At 73.3% G+C, this 18616-nt stretch carries 18 protein-coding genes; 13 read left to right on the top strand and 5 right to left on the bottom strand.

Annotated features, from left to right (window positions below; all coding sequences use genetic code 11):
• Positions 1-36 precede the first annotated feature (36 nt).
• Positions 37-819 carry an SDR family NAD(P)-dependent oxidoreductase gene (locus OG553_RS04330; protein ID WP_405977679.1) on the top strand — a complete coding sequence of 261 codons (783 nt, stop codon included), beginning with the start codon at positions 37-39 and terminating at the stop codon, positions 817-819.
• A 79-nt stretch (positions 820-898) separates the two neighbouring features.
• A complete protein-coding gene (locus OG553_RS04325; RefSeq protein ID WP_405977678.1) occupies positions 899-1141 on the top strand; it encodes a hypothetical protein in 243 nt (80 codons plus the stop codon).
• A 19-nt stretch (positions 1142-1160) separates the two neighbouring features.
• Here OG553_RS04325 and OG553_RS04320 read toward each other — a convergent pair whose 3' ends face one another.
• The gene (locus tag OG553_RS04320; RefSeq protein ID WP_405977677.1) at positions 1161-2798 is read right to left on the bottom strand and encodes an ABC-F family ATP-binding cassette domain-containing protein; all 1638 of its coding nucleotides are present in this window, start codon (positions 2796-2798) and stop codon (positions 1161-1163) included.
• A 31-nt stretch (positions 2799-2829) separates the two neighbouring features.
• Entirely contained in the window at positions 2830-4044 is a 1215-nt protein-coding gene (locus tag OG553_RS04315) for an SLC13 family permease (protein WP_405977676.1), read from the bottom strand.
• A gap of 167 nt (positions 4045-4211) precedes the next feature.
• On the opposite strand from OG553_RS04315, the gene OG553_RS04310 reads away from it, so the two are divergent.
• Positions 4212-5183 (top strand): GlxA family transcriptional regulator, encoded by a 972-nt coding sequence (locus tag OG553_RS04310; RefSeq protein ID WP_405977675.1) that lies wholly within the window; start codon positions 4212-4214, stop codon positions 5181-5183.
• Positions 5184-5926: 743 nt separating this feature from the next.
• Entirely contained in the window at positions 5927-6556 is a 630-nt protein-coding gene (locus tag OG553_RS04305) for a DJ-1/PfpI family protein (RefSeq protein ID WP_405977674.1), read from the top strand.
• Here OG553_RS04305 and OG553_RS04300 read toward each other — a convergent pair.
• Complete coding sequence (locus OG553_RS04300) at positions 6549-7292, bottom strand: enoyl-CoA hydratase/isomerase family protein (RefSeq protein WP_405977673.1); 744 nt, start codon at positions 7290-7292, stop codon at positions 6549-6551. The two genes, OG553_RS04305 and OG553_RS04300, sit on opposite strands and share 8 nt — an antisense overlap.
• Before the next feature lie 81 nt (positions 7293-7373).
• Here OG553_RS04300 and OG553_RS04295 point away from each other — a divergent pair, with 81 nt between their 5' ends.
• Entirely contained in the window at positions 7374-8045 is a 672-nt protein-coding gene (locus OG553_RS04295) for an HdeD family acid-resistance protein (RefSeq protein WP_405977672.1), read from the top strand.
• Positions 8046-8175: 130 nt separating this feature from the next.
• The gene (locus OG553_RS04290; RefSeq protein WP_405982956.1) at positions 8176-8670 is read left to right on the top strand and encodes an ATP-binding protein; all 495 of its coding nucleotides are present in this window, start codon (positions 8176-8178) and stop codon (positions 8668-8670) included.
• Positions 8671-8774: 104 nt separating this feature from the next.
• On the opposite strand, the gene idi is transcribed toward OG553_RS04290, so the two are convergent.
• Positions 8775-9377 carry an isopentenyl-diphosphate Delta-isomerase gene (gene idi / locus OG553_RS04285; RefSeq protein WP_405977671.1) on the bottom strand — a complete coding sequence of 201 codons (603 nt, stop codon included), beginning with the start codon at positions 9375-9377 and terminating at the stop codon, positions 8775-8777.
• 130 nt (positions 9378-9507) lie between these two features.
• Complete coding sequence (locus tag OG553_RS04280; protein WP_405982955.1) at positions 9508-10758, bottom strand: GNAT family N-acetyltransferase; 1251 nt, start codon at positions 10756-10758, stop codon at positions 9508-9510.
• A gap of 445 nt (positions 10759-11203) precedes the next feature.
• On the opposite strand from OG553_RS04280, the gene OG553_RS04275 reads away from it, so the two are divergent.
• The 7 genes from OG553_RS04275 (at position 11204) to OG553_RS04245 (ending at position 18216) form a co-directional block, all read left to right on the top strand.
• A complete protein-coding gene (locus OG553_RS04275) occupies positions 11204-12979 on the top strand; it encodes a DUF5941 domain-containing protein (RefSeq protein WP_405982954.1) in 1776 nt (591 codons plus the stop codon).
• The gene (locus OG553_RS04270; protein WP_405977670.1) at positions 12976-13728 is read left to right on the top strand and encodes a sugar phosphate nucleotidyltransferase; all 753 of its coding nucleotides are present in this window, start codon (positions 12976-12978) and stop codon (positions 13726-13728) included. The genes OG553_RS04275 and OG553_RS04270 overlap by 4 nt, the downstream gene beginning before the upstream one ends.
• Complete coding sequence (locus tag OG553_RS04265; protein ID WP_405977669.1) at positions 13716-14777, top strand: iron-containing alcohol dehydrogenase family protein; 1062 nt, start codon at positions 13716-13718, stop codon at positions 14775-14777. Before OG553_RS04270 ends, OG553_RS04265 begins: the two co-directional genes overlap by 13 nt.
• A complete protein-coding gene (locus OG553_RS04260) occupies positions 14755-15534 on the top strand; it encodes a CDP-alcohol phosphatidyltransferase family protein (protein ID WP_405977668.1) in 780 nt (259 codons plus the stop codon). The genes OG553_RS04265 and OG553_RS04260 overlap by 23 nt, the downstream gene beginning before the upstream one ends.
• Positions 15535-15542: 8 nt before the next feature.
• On the top strand, positions 15543-16415 hold the full coding sequence (locus OG553_RS04255; protein ID WP_405982953.1) for a glycosyltransferase family 2 protein: 873 nt from the start codon (positions 15543-15545) through the stop codon (positions 16413-16415).
• A gap of 96 nt (positions 16416-16511) precedes the next feature.
• Positions 16512-17441, top strand: coding sequence for an ABC transporter permease (locus OG553_RS04250; RefSeq protein ID WP_405977667.1), 930 nt, complete (start codon positions 16512-16514; stop codon positions 17439-17441).
• Complete coding sequence (locus OG553_RS04245) at positions 17434-18216, top strand: ABC transporter ATP-binding protein (RefSeq protein ID WP_405977666.1); 783 nt, start codon at positions 17434-17436, stop codon at positions 18214-18216. Before OG553_RS04250 ends, OG553_RS04245 begins: the two co-directional genes overlap by 8 nt.
• Positions 18217-18616: the final 400 nt, after the last annotated feature.

The raw sequence follows: 18616 nt of genomic DNA, 5'->3' as shown, positions 1-18616 counted from the left end.
GGCCTGAACCACCGAACCACCAGGGAGCCGGCACACGTGCCCACCACCGTACTGATCACCGGGGCCAGCGCCGGCCTCGGCGCCGCCTTCGCGCGGGCCTTCGCCGCCAAGGGCTGCGACCTCGTCCTCGTCGCCCGGGACAAGAGCCGTCTGGAGGCCCTGGCCGCCGGACTGGCCCGGGACAACGGCGCCGTCTGCGAGGTGCTGCCCGCCGACCTGCTCGACCCCGCCGCCCTCGCCACCGTCACCGACCGGCTCGCCGACACCGCGCGGCCCGTCGACGTCCTGGTCAACAACGCCGGATTCGGCCTGCCCGCGCCTTACCCGTACAACCCGGTGGAGGACGAGGAACGGATGCTCGACCTCCTCGTCAAGGTCCCGCTCCGGCTCACCCACGCGCTCCTGCCGGGCCTGCGCGAACGCCGCCGGGGCGCCGTGCTCAACGTCTCCTCCGTCGCGGGCCTGCTCCCGACCGGCACCTACGGGGCGGCCAAGGCCTGGATCACCGCCTTCAGCGAGTCCCTGCGGATCGACATGGAGCCCTACGGGGTCCGCGTGCTCGCGGTCGTCCCCGGCTTCACCCGCACCGAGTTCCAGGAACGCGCCGGAATGGACGTCAGCGCCCTGCGCGACGCGGTCTGGCTGGAGCCCGAGGCCGTGGTCGCCAAGGCCCTGCGCGACCTCGCCCGCCGCCGCCCGATCAGCGTCACGGGCCGCCACTACCGGGCGTACGCCTTCGCGGTCCGCCACCTGCCGCGCACCTTCGTGGCGCGCCGGATGGCCCGCGACCGGCGTCCCCCGGCCGCCCGGCGGGACTGAGCGGTCCGGTTTGCGCGACCGGGGTCCGGGCAGCAGCCTGGCGAGGGGGACATCCGCCCGGGGGTGAGGAGGACCTGTCATGGACGAGCAAGGCGGAGCCGGAGGCGTCCCGCTCCACGGCGAGGACGCGGCGCACCACCGCAAACCGCACGTCCGGCGGGACCGGCCGTCCCGGGAACCCGGGCCGGAGCCGGACCTGGCACCCGTGCGGCGCGAGGACACGGACGAGGCGAGCCGCCTCGACCGCCCCGACGGCCGGGACCAGGACCCCGGCGAGCCGCGCAGGCACCGCCGGCACGGCAAGGGCCCGGACGAGTTCTAGCCGCGCCCCCCCGGCGGGCTCAGAGCTCGGTGACCTTGCCCGCCGCGACTTCCAGCCTGCGCGTCACGTGCACCGCGTCCAGCATCCGGCGGTCGTGCGTCACGAGCAGCAGCGTGCCCTCGTAGGCCTCCAGGGCCGACTCCAGCTGCTCGATCGCCGGCAGGTCCAGGTGGTTCGTCGGCTCGTCCAGGACCAGCAGGTTCACCCCGCGCCCCTGGAGCAGCGCCAGCGCCGCCCGGGTGCGCTCGCCGGGCGACAGGGTCGCCGCCGGGCGCAGCACGTGCGCCGCCTTCAGGCCGAACTTGGCCAGCAGCGTACGCACCTCCGCCGGCTCGGTGTCCGGAACGGCCGCGCAGAACGCCTCCAGCAGCGGTTCGTCGCCGAGGAACAGGCCGCGCGCCTGGTCGACCTCCCCGACCAGGACGCCCGAACCGAGGACCGCCGAGCCGGAGTCCGGGGCCAGCCGGCCCAGCAGGACCGCGAGCAGGGTGGACTTGCCGGCGCCGTTGGCCCCGGTGATCGCCACCCGGTCCGCCCAGTCGATCTGCAGGCTCGCCGGGCCGAAGGAGAAGTCGCCGCGCTCGACCGCCGCCTCGCGCAGGGTGGCGACCACCGAGCCGGAGCGCGGCGCCGACGCGATCTCCATCCGCAGCTCCCACTCCTTGCGGGGCTCCTCGACGACCTCCAGGCGCTCGATCGCGCGCTGCGTCTGGCGGGCCTTGGCGGCCTGCTTCTCGCTGGACTCGCCGCGCAGCGCCTTGCTGATCTTGTCGTTGTCGCTCGACTTGCGGCGGGCGTTGCGCACGCCCTTGTCCATCCAGTTGCGCTGCATCTGCGCACGGCCCTCGAGCGCGGACTTCTTGTCCGCGTACTCCTCGAACTCCTCGCGGGCGTGGCTGCGGGCCCGCGCGCGCTCCTCCAGGTACGACTCGTAGCCGCCGCCGTAGAGGTTGATCTGCTGCTGGGCCAGGTCCAGTTCGAGGACCTTGGTGACGGTCCGGGTCAGGAACTCGCGGTCGTGGCTGATGACCACCGTGCCCGCGCGCAGGCCCGTCACGAACCGCTCCAGCCGCTCCAGACCGGCCAGGTCCAGGTCGTTGGTGGGCTCGTCGAGCAGGAACACGTCGTAGCGGGACAGGAGCAGCGACGCGAGGCCGGCGCGGGCGGCCTGGCCGCCGGACAGGGCCGACATCGGCAGGTCCAGACTCACCGCCAGGCCCAGCTCGTCCGCGACCTCCTGGGCGCGTTCGTCGAGGTCGGCGCCGCCCAGGTCCAGCCAGCGGTCGAGGGTGTCCGCGTACGCGTCGTCCGCGCCCGGGGTGCCGTCCACCAGCCCCTGCGTGGCCTCGTCCAGCGCCGCCTGCGCGGCGGCCACGCCGGTCCGGCGGGCGAGGAACTCCCGAACCGACTCGCCCTCGCGGCGCTCCGGCTCCTGCGGGAGGTGGCCGACGGCCGCGCCGGGCGGGGAGAGCCGCAGCTCACCGGTCTCCGGGGTGTCCAGCCCGGCGAGCAGGCGCAGCAGGGTCGACTTCCCGGCGCCGTTGACGCCGACGAGTCCGATGACGTCGCCGGGCGCGACGACGAGGTCGAGGCCGGCGAAGAGCGTGCGCTCACCGTGCGCGGCGGTGAGGTTCTTGGCGACGAGGGTTGCAGTCATGATGCCCCGATCCTATCGGCGCGCCGCCGCCCTACCCGCCGATCAGCCGCAGGCCCGCCCACAGGGCCGTGACCGCCGCCGCGAGGGAGAGCGGCGTGGTGAGGAGCCCGAGCCGGGTGAACTCGCCGAGGCGGACGTCCTCGCCGTGCGCGTGCAGGAGCCGCCGCCACAGCAGGGTGGCCAGGGAGCCGACGTACGTGAGGTTCGGGCCGATGTTCACGCCGATCAGCACGGCCAGCACCACCCCCGGCCCGCCGGGCGCGGCCAGCGGCAGCAGCGCGAGCACCGCGGGCAGGTTGTTGATCAGGTTGGCGAGCACGGCGGCCACCCCGGCCACGGCCAGCAGCGCGGGCAGCGCGTCCCCGTCGGGCAGCAGCCACTCCAGCCCGTCCCCGAGCCCGTGGCCCACCACGGCCCGTACGACCACCCCCAGCGCCAGCACGAACAGGCAGAACGCGGGCGCGGTGGAGGCCGCCAGCCGCCGCGGGGTCGTCTCGCGGCGCCACAGGGCCCGTACGCCCAGCGCCACCGCACCTGCCAGCGCGGCCCAGGCGGGACTGGCCCCCGCGAGGGAGGCCAGGGCGAAGCCGGCCAGGGTCAGCAGCAGTACGACGAGGGCGAACCGCGGCACCGGCGCGGGCTCCGCCGCCTCCGGGCCGTGCTCGGGCGGGGCCGCCAGGTCGGCCCGGAAGAAACGGCGGAACACCGCGTACTCCACCGCGATCGCGACCGCCCAGGGCAGCGCCATCAGGGCCGCGAACCGGGTGAAGGTGAGCCCGCTCGCGGCGAAGGCCAGCAGGTTCGTCAGGTTCGACACGGGCAGCAGCAGCGAGGCCGAGTTCGCCAGGTGCGCGGTGGCGAACACGTGCGGGCGGGGCCGGGCGCCCAGCCGGGCCGAGGTCGCCAGCACCACCGGCGTCAGCAGCACCACCGTGGCGTCCAGGCTCAGCGCTGCGGTGACCGCCGAGGCCACCAGGAACACCCCGCCCAGCAGTCCTGCCGCGCCCCGCCCGGCCGCCTGCCGGGCCACGGCCGCCCCGGCGGCCCGGAACAGCCCCTCGTCCGCGCACAGCTGGGCGAGGGCCAGGATCACGGCGAGGAAGCCCACCACCGGCAGCAGCTCCCGCGTCTGCGCCCAGGCGTCGGCGGGCGACACCACCCCCAGGGCGACGAGCAGCCCGGCGGCCGGCACGGCGGCCGCCGCCTCGGGGAGCCCGCGCGGGCGCAGCACGGCGAAGGCGAGCACGGCGAGCAGCAGGACGACGGAAAGGGACTCGGCGAGGACGGTGTTCAGGACGGGACTCCGGACGGCGCGGCGGGACCGCCCAAGGATCGCATCCCGTCCCCGCCGGTGTCCGAATAGGTGGGACAGCCGTCATTGCGGCCATCCGCCGCCGGTCACAGGATGGAGGCATGTCACCGCGAAACGTGCTCGTCGTCCTCTACGACGGGGTGCAGAGCCTGGACGTCACCGGCCCCGTCGAGGTCTTCGACGGCGCACGCCGCTTCCCGGGGGAGGAGGGGTACGCCATCCGCACCGCCTCCCTCGGGGGCGCGCCGGTACGCACCAGCAGCGGACTGACCCTGCTGCCGGACGGTGACCTGGAGGGCGCCCGTCCCGGCCAGGGGACCACCCTCCTGGTGCCGGGCGGCCGCCACACGGCGGACTTCGAACCGAGGCTCACCGACTGGCTGCGCGCGTACGGGGGCCGCGCGGGGCGGCTGGTGTCGGTCTGCACCGGGGGACTGCTGCTGGCCGAGGCAGGGCTGCTGGACGGCCGGCGGGCCACGTCTCACTGGTCGGTGTGCGAGCGGATGGCCCGGGACTACCCCCGGGTGTCGGTTGAGCCGGACCCCATCTACGTCCGCGACGGCCCCGTCGCCACCTCGGCGGGGGTCACCGCGGGGATCGACCTCGCGTTGGCGCTGGTGGAGGAGGACCTCGGGCGGGACGCGGCGCTGGTGATCGCCCGGCACCTGGTGGTGTTCCTGCGCCGCCCGGGCAACCAGGCGCAGTTCAGCGCGCAGCTCGCGGCGCAGACGGCGAGGCGGGAGCCGTTGCGGGACGTCCAGCAGTGGATCACCGAGCACCCGGACGGCGACCTGAGCGTGGAGGCCCTGGCGGCCCGGGCGGCGCTGTCGCCGAGACACTTCGCGCGGGCCTTCCAGGCGGAGACGGGGGTGACGCCGGGGCGGTACGTGGAGCGGGTACGGGTGGAACACGCGCGGAGGCTCCTGGAGGAGGGCGGGGAGGGGGTCGCGCAGATCGCCCGCTCGTGCGGCTACGGCACCCCGGAGGCACTCCGCCGCGCCTTCGTCAAAACCCTGGGCCAACCCCCGGCCGAATACCGCCGCCGCTTCGGCCGCCGGGCCCTTCCTTCTTGACGCGGCCCTCGCACCGCTCGGCCGCAGGCGGCCTCCCGGGCTTCGGCCCGCTGCGCCGGACTCCGTCCGTCCCCTCCTTGACGCGCCGCTCGCGCCGCTCAGCGCCGGCGCGCTTCCCGGGCTTCGCGCCGCTGCGCCGGACTCCGTCCGTCGGCCCGCTGGGCGGGGCCGGTGCCCGTGGCCGAGGTCCGGCCGTCGGGTGCGGGCCGGTGCCGTTGGCTGGGGCCGGTGGGTCGGGTGCGGGTGCGTTGCCGCTGCGCGGAGCCGGGTTCCCCTACCCGCCCTTCGCCCGTTCCCCGGGCTGCGCCCGGACCCCTTCTGGGGGCTCCGCCCCCAGACCCCCAGCGCCTCAAACTCCCCCAGCTACCGCTGGGAGGTGCCCCCAGGCGGGGCTGGAATTCGCGCAGCGAATTTCCAGCCCGCGCGGCGTTTGAGCGCACCGGGCGCGGAGCGCACGGTACCGGGGTCAGGGGCGGAGCCCCTGGGAACGGTGGAAGTGGGGGTCCCCCCCGGACGGAGTCTGGGGGAGGGTAGGGGACCCCGCCCCGCGCAGCGGCCCACCCACCCGCACCCGACCCACCGGCACCCGCCACCCGAACCGACCCCGCCCCGGCGCCGCACCGCGCGAGCGGCGCGTGAAAAAGGCGTGCCGCCGGGGGCGTCGCGGGCGTTGTACCGGCGCCCGGCCCGCACACAAGCTTCCGCCCCGCCGAACAGGGGCGGCCTACCGCTCCGGAGGAGCCATGCAGATCGCCGTACTGCTCTACGACCGTTTCACCGCGCTCGACGCCGTCGGGCCCTACGAGACCCTCAGCCGGATTCCCGACGCCGAGACCGTGTTCGTGGCGGAGCGCCCCGGTCCGGTCCGGACGGACAACGGGGTGCTGGGGCTCGTCGCCGACAAGGCGCTCGACCAGGTGACCCGGCCGGACATCGTCATCGTGCCCGGCGGGCCGCACCCCGAGGTGGAGATGAAGAACTCCGCCGTGCTCGACTGGCTGCGGGCCGTGGACGCCACGACCACCTGGACCACCTCCGTGTGCACCGGCTCGCTGCTCCTCGCCGCCGCCGGGCTGCTCGACGGTCGGCGGGCCACCAGCCACTGGCTCTACCTCGACAAGCTGGTGCCCTTCGGCGCCGAGCCCACCGGCGAGCGGGTGGTCTTCGACGGCAAGTACGTCACCGCCGCCGGGGTGTCCTCGGGCATCGACATGGGGCTGGGGCTGCTCGGCCGGATCTCCGGGGACGAGTACGCCCAGGCCGTGCAGCTGCTGTGCGAGTACGACCCGCAGCCGCCCTACGACGCCGGCTCCCCGGAGAAGGCCCCGGCCGAGCTGGTGGCCCGGATGCGCGCCGCCAACCCGCTCAGCTAGGACGCCAGCCGAAGGCGGGGGCCCGGCGCTCCAGGAACGCGGCGACACCCTCCGCGGTGTCGCCGCTCGCGGCGGCCTGGGCCGCCCAGTACGCGTCCCGGTCGGTGCGGCCGTCCGCGAACTCCTTGGCGGCGGCCTGGGTCAGCCGCGAGCGGGCGGTCAGGGTCCGGGCGAAGGCGGCGACCCGCTCCTCCAGGCCGCCCGCAGGAAGCAGCTCGTTCAGGAACCCGGCCCGCAGGGCCGTCTCCGCCCCTATCAACTCCGCCGAGAACAGCAGGTACTTGGCCCACGAGGGGCCGACCACCGAGGCCAGCCGCCGGGTGGAGGAGGCCGGGTAGACGATGCCCAGCTTCGCCGGGGTCACCCCGAACGACGAGCCCTCCTCCGCGAAGCGCAGGTCGCACGCCGCCGCCAGCTGGCTGCCGCCGCCCACGCAGAACCCGCGGATGGCCGCCAGCGTCGGCCTGGGGAAGGCCGCGAGGGCCTCCTCCGCCGCCACGGACAGGGCCTGCGGGTCGTCCCCGCCGGTGAGCGAGGAGATGTCGGCCCCGGCGCAGAAGGTCGGACCGGCCCCGGTCAGCACCAGCACCCGTACGGCCTCGTCCCCGGCGAGCAGCTCCAGCAGCTCCGGCAGCGCCCGCCACATCGAGGCGGTCATGGCGTTCCGCTTGGCCGGGTGCGAGATGACGACGGTGGCGACCCCGTCGGCAATCGTGTGGTGGAGGGCTGCGTCCATGCGCCGGATGCTATCCCGGGCGGCCGATCCTATGATCAAGGGGAGTCCGACCCCGGGGGGTGCCGAGGAGGTGGCACGTCCATGGGCGCCGACCACAGCGACCCGGACCCGCGACAGCGGGAGAAGAAGCAGCTGAAGCGCGGCTTCGGCCTGCTGGCCCTGCTCGGGGTGATCCTCGTGCTGGCCGGCCTGGTGGGCCTGGTCTACACGGGCGTGGCCACCCTGACCTCGATGTTCCTCTTCGGCTGGCTGCTGCTCATCGGCGGCGTCGTCGGTCTCGCGCAGGCCGTGCAGTCGAGGGGGACGAACTACTTCTGGCTCGCGGTCATCGTCGCGGCCGTCAACCTGGCCGCGGGCTTCGTGATCCTGCGCCGCCCGGAGGCGAGCGCCGAGGCCCTGACCATGTTCGCGGCCCTGCTGTTCCTCACCGGCGGGGTGTTCCGTCTCGTCGGCGCGCTGGTGGTGCGCGGCTCGAACTTCGGGATCTCCCTGGTCCAGGGTGCCTTCGGGCTACTGCTGGGCATCCTGATCCTCTCCAGCTGGCCCGGCAGCAGCCTCTACGTGATCGGAACCTTCTTCTCGCTCGCCCTGCTGTTCGACGGGCTGAGCCTGGTGGGGCTGGGCATGGGTGCCCGCCGGATCCTCGGCCTGGTCAGGGACGATGAGGCGGCGGGTGGGCCGGGCGCGGTGGGCGGGACGCCGCAGGCGGCCGGGAAACGGCCCGCACCGGATCAGGAACAGACCAACAACTGACTCTGTCATAAACCAGTGGTCAGAAAGCGTCCGATTGACGCTGACTTCTGGTCAGCGGCGCGGTCCGGACCAGGGTGTTCCCCACTCTTGACACGTGGAGACGATCGAGCGCGAAGACGGGGGCCGGAAGATGGACGACAGCGGGAGCATCCCGCCGGCCGGGGGAGGTGAGGTGTCGGCTCCGGCCGACCCCCTCGCTTACGAGGGAGTGTGGCGCTTCACCGCGCCCGCGGTTGAAGAATCCGTTCCGCAGGCCCGCCGCGCGGTGCGCGACCTGCTCGGCCGCCAGGGGGTGCCGGCCCAGCAGGACCTGGTGTACTCCCTGCTGCTGATCGTCTCCGAACTGGTGACGAACTCGGTCCGGCACGCGGCCCTGCTCTCACCCGAGGTCGCCGTCGAGGTGGCGGTGGGCCGGGAATGGGTACGGGTGGCCGTCGAGGACAACCACCCGTACCGGCCTAAGGCGCTGGAGGCCGACTTCGGCCAGACCGGCGGCCGGGGCCTGCTGCTGGTCCGGGAGATCACCCTGGAGGCCGGCGGGGTGTGCGACGTGGAGCACACCGCGACCGGCGGCAAGGTGATCTGGGCGGCCCTGCCGCTCGCCGCCCCGGCTCCCGGGATCTGACCACCGGGGATCCGACCCCTGGGGATCCGACCCCTGGCACCCGGCCCCGGGACCCGGCCGCCGGGACGGCCGTCCCGGACGTCCGCACCTGAACGGCGCAGCGGCTACCAGCCGGCCGCGTCGCCGGTCAGCTCGCGGATCGCGGGGCGCGCCGCGTCCAGCACCGTCATGAACCAGGCGGAGAACGGCTGCTCCGCGTGCCGCTTCGCCAGCTCGTCGGCCGTGACGAAGGCGGTGTCGCCGACCTCCTCCGGGTCCGGGTCCAGCACGGGCCGGGCCAGTCCCACGAACAGGTGGTTGTACTCCTGCTCCACCAGCCCGGAATCCGGGTCCGGGTGGTTGTAGCGGACCGTACCCGCCTCCGCGAGCAGCGAGGGCGAGAGCCCGAGCTCCTCATGGGTGCGCCGGGCCGCGGCGGTGAACGGCGACTCCCCGGGGTAGGGGTGGCCGCAGCAGGTGTTCGACCAGACGCCGGGGGAGTGGTACTTCCCGAGGGCGCGCCGCTGGATCAGCAGTCGGCCCTGCTGGTCGAAGAGGAACACGGAGAACGCCCGGTGCAGCAGGCCCGGTGCCTGGTGCGCGGCGAGCTTCTCCGCCGTGCCGATGGTGTTGCCGGACTCGTCGACCAGTTCGAGCATGATCGGTTCTTGAGCTCCGGTGCCGGCGGACGCGCTGCTGGTGGCGTCGGTGGCTGGTGTGGTCGGCATACCCATCCTTCGCTTCGGACTTCGGCCTTCAGTCTGCCGTACAAAAGAGGCTTGTCCCCACTTCGGTGATCCGCGCATGTCCGCCCCCCGCCGCGTGATAAGCGGCGGGGGGCGGACGTTCAGCGGCGGATCAGACCCCGAAGGGGGCCGGATAGGAGATCGTGCCCGCCGGCACCGGAACCGAATCGTCCAGCACCAGGGCCATCATCGCCTCGTCCGGCACCTCGAAGGGCGCCCGGATCCCGAACCCCGAAGCGGGTACGAAACCGAACCGCGGGTAGTACGAGGGGTGCCCGAGCACCAGCACGAGCGCCTCCCCGGCCTCCCGCGCGGCCGCGAGCAGCGCCCGTACGACGGCGCTCCCGGCGCCCGACCGCTGGAGGGCGGGAGCGGCGGCCACCGGAGCGAGTGCCAGCGCGGGCACCCCGTCCACCCGGCACCGGGTCAGCAGCGCGTGCGCGGCCACCTTCTCGTCCGGGCCCTCGGCCACGTAAGAGAGCCCCGGCAGCCAGGCGTCGGCGTCCGCGCGCAGCGCGTCCACGAGATCAGCCTCCAGCGGGGTCCCGAAGGCCGCCAGGTTGACGGCCCGTACGGCCTCCGCGTCGGCCGGAGCCTCGGGGCGGCACCGCCAGCGGTCCCCGTCACCGGCGGTCACCGGCGCCAGCACGAAGCCCGTGTACCCGTACTCGTGCCCGTGCCGTTCCAGTACGGCGAGCTCCTCGCGCACGTACGCCAGCGCGGTCTCCTCCGCCGGGGAGGCGGGGGCGGCCGCCCGGACCCGCTCGCCGAGCGGGCCGTAGTACTCGTCCCAGTCGGAGTCGGGCTGGAGCCGGGTGCCGAGCACCCGGTACCCGGCCGCCAGGGCGGCCGCGGTGTTGCGGGCGGTGGAGCGCAGCGGGTACTGCGGGTCCCAGAAGGCGCGGGCCCCGGCCGAGGGCTCCTCGGCGGTCCACTCGCACTCGCTGAGCACGAGCCGTCCGCCGGGCGCCAGCAGGCGCTTCCACTCCGCGAGCGCCCGGTCGAAGCCGAGGACGTAGGCGGAGCCCTCCGCCCACACGAGGTCGAAGGAGCCGTCCTCGAAGCCCTCGGAGGGCAGCGCGCCCATGTCGGCGCGCACGGTGCGCACGCGCCCGTCGAGGCCCCGGGCGGCGGCGGCCGCGCGCAGCTCTTCGAGGAAGGGCTCGTGGAGGTCGACGGCGCTCACCTCGGCGAGGCCCGCCCCGCCCGCCTCGGCGGCGAGCAGCAGGGCGCTGCCGCCCGGACCGCAGCCCAGGTCGAGGACGCGCGGCCGCTCGGGCAGCGGACCGCACAGGGAGAGCAGGTGACGGGTGGAGTCGTCGGAGCCGGGGGACTGCCGGGGCAGCCCGCGGTGCAGCTCCATGAAGGCGGCGAAGACGCCGTCGTCGGAGCCGGAAGAGGAGGAGGAAGCGGAAGAAGTGGTGTTGTCGGTCAACGTGAACCCTTGAACGGGGGCTCCGGCCGACGAGGTCTTACCGGTGTGGGGTCAGACCCGGCCGGACGCCCGGGAGGAAACGGGGATGTACCGGAGTTCGCTGCGCATGGCCGCGACCACTGCGACGGTCATCAACCCCACCTCTTTCCCGCTTCGAGCCGGCTCGGCCCACCTTCGCGCACCACGTGACCCGTGTGCGCCGCCGTCAACCCTAACATCCGGGTCCGAACGGCCCCGTTTCGTCCTGAACAGCTGGTGAATGAGGCCTTCCAATCATCCGATAGCCTCTGCCGACAGCCCTGCCGACGTGCTGCCGCCGCCCCCACCGGGGCGCCCGGCCGTCGGGAATGTCCGTCGCAAGGAGTGAGTTCGTCTGCCGACCGTCATCCTCACCGGCCCGCCGGTACCCGGATCACCGCTCCAGGACGAGCTCCGGTCGCTCGGGTTCGACGTCCGCCCGGCCGCCGGTCCCGAAGACACCGCCACCGCCCTCGCCGGGGTCCCGGCCCAGGAGCGGGTGGCCGTCGTCGACAGCGCCTTCGTCGGGCATCCGCACGCACTGCGCCTCGCGCTGACCGACCCGCGCTTCGACGCCTGCGCCGTGACCGGCGCCCTCGCCGTCCAGGCGGGGGCCCGCGCGGCCCTCGACAAGGCCGCCGAGCTGGCCCCGGCGGGCGCCGGACCGTACCCGGACCGGCTCGCCGCCGCCGTGGAGGCCGCCGGGACCACCGTCCAGCGGCCCGAGCTGGGCAGCCTGGTCGCGGCCGTGCCGGCCGGGGAGGCCGAGCGCACCGAGGCCCTCGCGGCCGTGGCAGCCGTGGACGACGAGGCCGTACGCCTGCGGACCGCGGTGAAGTCCCGCGACGGCTTCTTCACCACCTTCTTCATCAGCCCGTACTCGCGCTACATCGCCCGCTGGTGCGCGCGCCGCGGCCTGACCCCGAACCAGGTCACCACCGCCTCGCTGATCACCGCGCTGATCGCGGCGGGCTGCGCCGCCACGGGGGAGCGCTGGGGCTACGTCACCGCCGGCGTGCTGCTGCTCGTCTCCTTCGTCCTGGACTGCACCGACGGGCAGCTCGCCCGCTACTCGCTCCAGTACTCGACGATGGGCGCCTGGCTCGACGCGACCTTCGACCGCGCGAAGGAGTACGCCTTCTACGCGGGCCTCGCGCTCGGCGCGGCCCGGAACGGCGACGACGTCTGGGCCCTCGCGCTCGGCTCGATGATCCTCATGACCTGCCGGCACGTGGTGGACTTCTCCTTCAACGAGGCCAACCACGACGCCACCGCGAACACCAGTCCGACGGCGGCCCTCTCGGGCAGGCTCGACAGCGTCGGCTGGACCGTCTGGGTCCGGCGGATGATCATCCTTCCGATCGGCGAGCGCTGGGCCATGATCGCGGTGCTGACCGCCGCCACCAGCCCCCGGGTCGTCTTCTACGCCCTGCTCGTCGGCTGCGCCTTCGGCGCGCTGTACACCACCGCCGGCCGCGTCCTGCGCTCGGTGACCCGCAAGGCGAAGAGGACCGACCGGGCCGCCCGGGCCCTCGCGGACCTAGCCGACTCGGGCGTCCTGGCCTGGACCGGCTACCCCCGGCCCACGAAGCGGCCGGACCGCGCCGCGCCCTGGCTGGCCCTGGCCGTCTCGCTGCTGATGGCCGGCGCCGCGGTCACCCGGGACTTCGGGGACCCCTGGCTGATCGGGACCGCCGCCGGCTACGTGCTCTTCGCCGGCGCGGCGGTGTCCGCGCCCCTCAAGGGCCCCCTCGACTGGCTGATCCCGCCGTTCTTCCGGTTCGGCGAGTACGTCACGGTCCTCGCGCTCGCCGCCAAGGCGGACGTCCCCGGGGCCCTTCCGGCCGCATTCGGACTGGTCGCGGCGGTCGCCTACCATCACTACGACACCGTCTACCGCATCCGCGGTGGCTCGGGCGCTCCTCCGCACTGGCTGGTGCGGACGACCGGCGGTCACGAGGGCAGGGTCCTGCTGGCCGTGGTCCTCGCCGCCGTCCTCGCCCGTGACGCGTTCCCCGTCGCGCTCACGGCCATGGCCGTGTTCGTGGCAATCGTGGTGCTCGTGGAGAGCATCCGCTTCTGGGTCTCCTCCGGGGCACCCGCCGTACATGACGAAGGAGAACCAGCATGATCGGCCTTGTCCTCGCTGCCGGTGCCGGACGCCGCCTGCGTCCCTACACCGACACCCTGCCCAAGGCCCTCGTGCCCGTCGGCCCCGAGGGCCGGGAGGACAGCCTCACCGTCCTGGACCTGACCCTGGGCAACTTCGCCGAGGTCGGCCTGACCGAGGTCGCGATCGTCGTCGGCTACCGCAAGGAAGCCGTCTACGAGCGCCGGGAGGCCCTGGAGGCCAAGTACGGCGTCAAGATCACGCTGATCGACAACGACAAGGCCGAGGAGTGGAACAACGCCTACTCCCTGTGGTGCGCGCGTGACGTCCTCAAGCAGGGCGTGATCCTCGCCAACGGCGACACCGTCCACCCGGTCTCCGTCGAGAAGACCCTGCTCGCCGCCCGCGGCAACGGCCAGAAGATCATCCTCGCCCTCGACACGGTCAAGAACCTGGCCGACGAGGAGATGAAGGTCGTCGTGGACGGCGACGAGGGCGTGCGGAAGATCACCAAGCTGATGGAGCCCGCCGACGCGACCGGCGAGTACATCGGCGTCACCCTCATCGAGCCCGAGGCCGCCGAGCAGCTCGCCGAGGCCCTGAAGACCACCTTCGAGCGCGACCCCGACCTCTACTACGAGGACGGCTACCAGCAGCTCGTCAACGACGGCTTCACCATCGACGTCGCCCCCATCGGTGACGTCAAGTGGGTCGAGATCGACAACCACGACGACCTCGCCAAGGGCCGGACGATCGCATGCCAGTACTGACGCGGCTGATCCCCTCGCCGGTCGTCGTCGACATCAGCCGCGGGGCGATGGACCAGCTGGACGGCATCCTCGCCGACCAGCGGATCTCCGCGTCCGGGCGGCTCGCGATCGCGATCAGCGGGGGCTCCGGACAGGCGCTGCGCGCCCGTCTGGAGCCGGCCCTGCCGCTCGCCGACTGGTACCCGGTCGTCGACGGCACCATCGACTCGGCGGTCAAGCTCGCCGACGACATAAAGGGCCGCCGCTACGACGCCGTCGTGGGGCTGGGCGGAGGGAAGATCATCGACGTGGCGAAGTACGCCGCGGCGCGGGTCGGCCTGCCCATGGTGGCCGTCGCCACCAACCTCTCCCACGACGGCATCTGCTCCCCGGTGTCCATCCTGGACAACGACAACGGCCGGGGCTCCTACGGCGTCCCCACCCCGATCGCGATGGTCATCGACCTCGACGTGATCCGCGAGGCCCCCACCCGGTTCATCCGGGCCGGGGTCGGTGACGCGATCTCCAACATCTCGGCCATCGCCGACTGGGAGCTCTCGCACACGATCACCGGCGAGTCCGTGGACGGCCTCGCCGCCGCCATGGCCCGTACCGCCGGCGAGTCGGTGCTGCGCCACCCCGGCGGATGCGGCGACGACGAGTTCCTCACCGTGCTCTCCGAGGCCCTCGTGCTCTCCGGCATCGCCATGTCGATCAGCGGGGACAGCCGCCCCTCCTCCGGCGCCTGCCACGAGATCAGCCACGCCTTCGACCTGCTCTACCCCGGGCGCTCCGCGCTCCACGGCGAGCAGGTCGGCATCGGCGCCGCCTTCGCCATGCACCTGCGCGGGGCCGCCGACCAGGCCGGCCTGTTCACCGAGGTGCTGCGCCGCCACGGACTGCCCGTCCTGCCCGAGGAGATCGGGTTCAGCGTGGACGAGTTCGTCGCGGCCGTCGAGTACGCCCCCCAGACCCGCCCGGGACGCTTCACGATCCTGGAGCACCTCAACCTGTCCGCAGCCGAGATCAGGGACGCTTACGCCGACTATGCCCAGACCATCCGTAGCTGAACTCCGGCCCGTCGTTCACCCGCCGGGCGTCAAGGACCGGCGCAGTGGCGAGCACTGGGGCGGTCGCCTGTACATGCGCGAGGTGTCCCTGCGCATCACCAGGCTCCTGGTCACCACCAAGGTCACGCCCAACCAGCTGACGTACGTGATGACCCTCGCCGGCGTGCTCGCCGCCCCGGCCCTGCTGGTGCCCGGCGTGCTCGGCGCCGCCCTCGGCGTGGTCGCGGTCCAGCTGTACCTGCTGCTCGACTGCGTCGACGGCGAGGTCGCCCGCTGGAAGAAGCAGTACTCGCTCTCCGGGGTCTACCTGGACCGGGTCGGCGCCTACCTGTGCGACGCGGCCGTCCTCGTCGGCTTCGGCCTGCGCGCCGCCGACCTGTGGGGCAGCGGGCGGATCGACTGGCTGTGGGCCTTCCTGGGCACCCTCGCCGCCCTCGGCGCGATCCTGATCAAGGCCGAGACCGACCTGGTCGGCGTCGCCCGGCACCAGGCGGGCAAGCCCGTGGTCCAGGAGTCCGCCGCCGAGCCCCGCTCCTCCGGCATGGCCCTCGCCCGCCGGGCCGCCGCCGCGCTCAAGTTCCACCGGCTGATCCTCGGCATCGAGGCCTCCCTGCTGATCCTGGTCCTGGCCATCGCCGACCAGATCCGGGGCGACCTGTTCTTCTCCCGCCTCGGCGTCGCCGTTCTCGCCGGCATCGCGCTGCTCCAGACCCTGCTGCACCTGGTCTCGGTCCTGGCCTCCAGCAGGCTCAAGTGACCGCCCCGATGCGGCTGGGCGCCGTCATCATCACCATGGGCAACCGCCCCGACGAGCTGAAGGCGCTCCTCGACTCGGTCGCCCGGCAGGAGGGCGACCCCGTCGAGGTGGTCGTCGTCGGCCAGGGCGTCGAGGTCACCGGGCTCCCGGAGGGCGTGCGCACCGTCTCCCTCCCGGAGAACCTGGGCATCCCCGGCGGCCGCAACGTCGGCATCGAGGCCTTCGGGCCCGGCGGCACCGACGTCGACGCCCTGCTCTTCCTCGACGACGACGGGCTGCTGGAGCGCACCGACACCGCCGAGCTGTGCCGGCAGGCCTTCGCCGAGGACCCGAAGCTCGGGATCGTCAGCTTCCGCATCGCCGACCCCGAGACCGGCACCACCCAGCGCCGCCACGTACCCCGGCTGCGCGCCTCGGACCCGATGCGCTCCTCCCGCGTGACCACCTTCCTGGGCGGCGCCAACGCCGTCCGCACGAAGGTGTTCGAGCAGGTCGGCACCCTCCCCGGCGAGTTCTTCTACGCCCACGAGGAGACCGACCTGGCCTGGCGGGCGCTCGACGCCGGGTGGCTGATCGACTACCGGGCGGACATGGTGCTGCTGCACCCGGCGACCGCTCCCTCCCGGCACGCGGTGTACCACCGTATGGTGGCCCGTAACCGGGTCTGGCTCGCCCGCCGCAACCTGCCCGCCCCGCTGGTCCCGGTCTACCTCGGCGTCTGGCTCGCGCTGACGCTCGTGCGCAGGCCCTCGGCGCCCGCGCTCAAGGCCTGGTTCAGCGGGTTCAAGGAGGGCTGGACCACCCCGTGTGGTCCCCGGCGTCCGATGAGGTGGCGCACGGTCTGGCGGCTGACGCGGCTGGGCCGCCCGCCCGTCATCTGACAAGCTCGGGTCTGGGACCATGGGCCCATCACGGGTCCGGCGTTCCAGCTCCCGAGGCCCCTTCTGCCGCATCTTGTAGACGGAAAGTTCCAACTTGTGAGTGACACAACCCACGACGGCGCCCTCGCCACGAGCAAGCCGCCGTCCGACGACGCGGGGCTCAGCCCCGCGGAGCTGGCCAGGAAGTACGGCCTGTCCGTCAGTGGCGCGCGGCCCAGTCTGGGCGGATACGTGCGGCAGCTCTGGGGTCGGCGCCACTTCATCATGGCCTTCTCGCGGGCCAAGCTGGTGGCGCAGTACAGCCAGGCCAAGCTCGGTCAGGTGTGGCAGGTGGCGACCCCGCTGCTCAACGCGCTGGTCTACTACCTGATCTTCGGCCTCATCCTGAACGCGGGCCGCGGCATGGAGAAGGGGGTCTACATCCCCTTCCTGGTGATGGGCATCTTCGTCTTCACCTTCACGCAGAGCTCGCTGATGGCCGGTGTCCGGGCGATCCCCGGCAACCTCGGTCTGGTGCGCGCCCTGCACTTCCCGCGAGCCTCCCTGCCGATCTCCTTCTCGATGCAGCAGCTCCAGCAGCTCCTGTACTCGATGATCGTGGTGATCGTCGTCGCCGTGGCCTTCGGGAACTACCCGCGCCTGTCGTGGCTGCTGGTGATCCCGACGCTGGTGCTGCAGTTCGTCTTCAACACCGGCCTCGCGCTGGTCTTCGCGCGCATGGGGTCCAAGACCCCCGACCTCGCGCAGCTGATGCCCTTCCTCACCCGCACCTGGATGTACGCCTCCGGCGTCATGTTCTCGATCAGCGAGATGCTGAAGGACCGGCCCGCGTGGATCGCGGACGTGCTCCAGTGGAACCCCGCCGCGATCTACATGGACCTGGTCCGCTTCGCGATGATCGACGGCTACGGCCCGGAGAACCTCCCGCCGCACGTCTGGGCCTTCGCGGTCGGCTGGGCCCTCGTGATCGGCCTCGGCGGCTTCGTGTACTTCTGGAAGGCTGAGGAGCGTTACGGCCGTGGCTGACAACAACCAGGGGCGCGTCCCCACCGTCATCGCGGACGAGGTGCACATCGTCTACCGCGTCAACACGGGCAGCTCCGGCAGGGGCAGCGCCACCGCCGCGCTGAGCAAGATCCTCCGCCGGGGCAAGGGCGACGCCCCGGGCGTCCGCCGGGTCCACGCCGTGCGCGGCGTCTCCTTCACGGCGTACCGCGGCGAGGCCATCGGCCTCATCGGTTCCAACGGCTCCGGCAAGTCGACCCTGCTGCGGGCCATCGCGGGCCTGCTGCCCTGCGAGTCCGGCAAGGTCTACACCGACGGCCAGCCCTCGCTGCTCGGCGTGAACGCCGCCCTGATGAACGACCTCACCGGCGAGCGCAACGTCGTCCTCGGTGGTCTCGCGATGGGCATGAGCCGCGAGCAGATCAAGGAGCGCTACCAGGACATCGTCGACTTCTCGGGGATCAACGAGAAGGGCGACTTCATCTCCCTGCCGATGCGCACCTACTCCTCCGGCATGGCCGCGCGCCTGCGCTTCTCGATCGCCGCCGCCAAGGACCACGACGTCCTGATGATCGACGAGGCGCTCGCCACCGGTGACCGCAGCTTCCAGGTGCGGTCCGAGAACCGCATCCGCGAGCTGCGGGAGAAGGCCGGCACGGTCTTCCTCGTGAGCCACAACAACAAGTCCATCCGCGACACCTGCGACCGGGTGCTGTGGCTGGAGAAGGGCGAGCTCCTGATGGACGGGCCCACCGAGGAAGTGGTCTCGGCGTACGAGAAGGCCAGCGGCCACTGACCCCAGGGTCCGCCGCCGCCCCGGCCCCGAGGCCCCCGCCGCACACCGCGGCGGGGGCCTCGCCGTGGGGGGCGGCGGGCGGGAGCGGGGGCGGCTGGCGGGAGCGAAGGCTGCGGACCGCGGAGGGCGGAGCGGGAGATCCCGGACGGCGGCCGACATTCCGGGGCGCGGGGGGCACCCGATAGGCCCCTCCAGCGTTGTACAGCGTAAGCTGGACCAGTTCTCAATCGCGCCAAGAGTGGACGATTCCCCGCAGCCGGCTCCGTGGGGATACCCCCGGGTAAGGTCCGGCGGCGTGTCCGAAATAGGATGACTTGGGTCGGCAGTGTAGAACGGGAGACGTGACGGCAATGGCTACGGGAATTCTCCGGCCCCCAGGCACAGCGGCCGTCCCCGCCCC

The sequence above is a fragment of the Streptomyces sp. NBC_00158 genome (genome assembly GCF_045160885.1).
Lineage (GTDB): Bacteria > Actinomycetota > Actinomycetes > Streptomycetales > Streptomycetaceae > Streptomyces.
The sequence above is the reverse complement of the archived record's forward strand: the minus strand, read 5'-3'. Positions and strand labels throughout refer to the sequence as shown.

Coding starts and splice junctions, on each gene's coding strand:
- OG553_RS04325 (WP_405977678.1), top strand. CDS start 899: ATGGACGAGCAAGGCGGAGCCGGAGGCGTCCCGCTCCACGGCGAGGAC.
- OG553_RS04320 (WP_405977677.1), bottom strand. CDS start 2,798: ATGACTGCAACCCTCGTCGCCAAGAACCTCACCGCCGCGCACGGTGAG.
- OG553_RS04310 (WP_405977675.1), top strand. CDS start 4,212: ATGTCACCGCGAAACGTGCTCGTCGTCCTCTACGACGGGGTGCAGAGC.
- OG553_RS04305 (WP_405977674.1), top strand. CDS start 5,927: ATGCAGATCGCCGTACTGCTCTACGACCGTTTCACCGCGCTCGACGCC.
- OG553_RS04300 (WP_405977673.1), bottom strand. CDS start 7,292: ATGGACGCAGCCCTCCACCACACGATTGCCGACGGGGTCGCCACCGTC.
- OG553_RS04295 (WP_405977672.1), top strand. CDS start 7,374: ATGGGCGCCGACCACAGCGACCCGGACCCGCGACAGCGGGAGAAGAAG.
- OG553_RS04290 (WP_405982956.1), top strand. CDS start 8,176: ATGGACGACAGCGGGAGCATCCCGCCGGCCGGGGGAGGTGAGGTGTCG.
- idi (WP_405977671.1), bottom strand. CDS start 9,377: ATGCCGACCACACCAGCCACCGACGCCACCAGCAGCGCGTCCGCCGGC.
- OG553_RS04280 (WP_405982955.1), bottom strand. CDS start 10,758: ATGGAGCTGCACCGCGGGCTGCCCCGGCAGTCCCCCGGCTCCGACGAC.
- OG553_RS04270 (WP_405977670.1), top strand. CDS start 12,976: ATGATCGGCCTTGTCCTCGCTGCCGGTGCCGGACGCCGCCTGCGTCCC.
- OG553_RS04265 (WP_405977669.1), top strand. CDS start 13,716: ATGCCAGTACTGACGCGGCTGATCCCCTCGCCGGTCGTCGTCGACATC.
- OG553_RS04260 (WP_405977668.1), top strand. CDS start 14,755: ATGCCCAGACCATCCGTAGCTGAACTCCGGCCCGTCGTTCACCCGCCG.
- OG553_RS04255 (WP_405982953.1), top strand. CDS start 15,543: ATGCGGCTGGGCGCCGTCATCATCACCATGGGCAACCGCCCCGACGAG.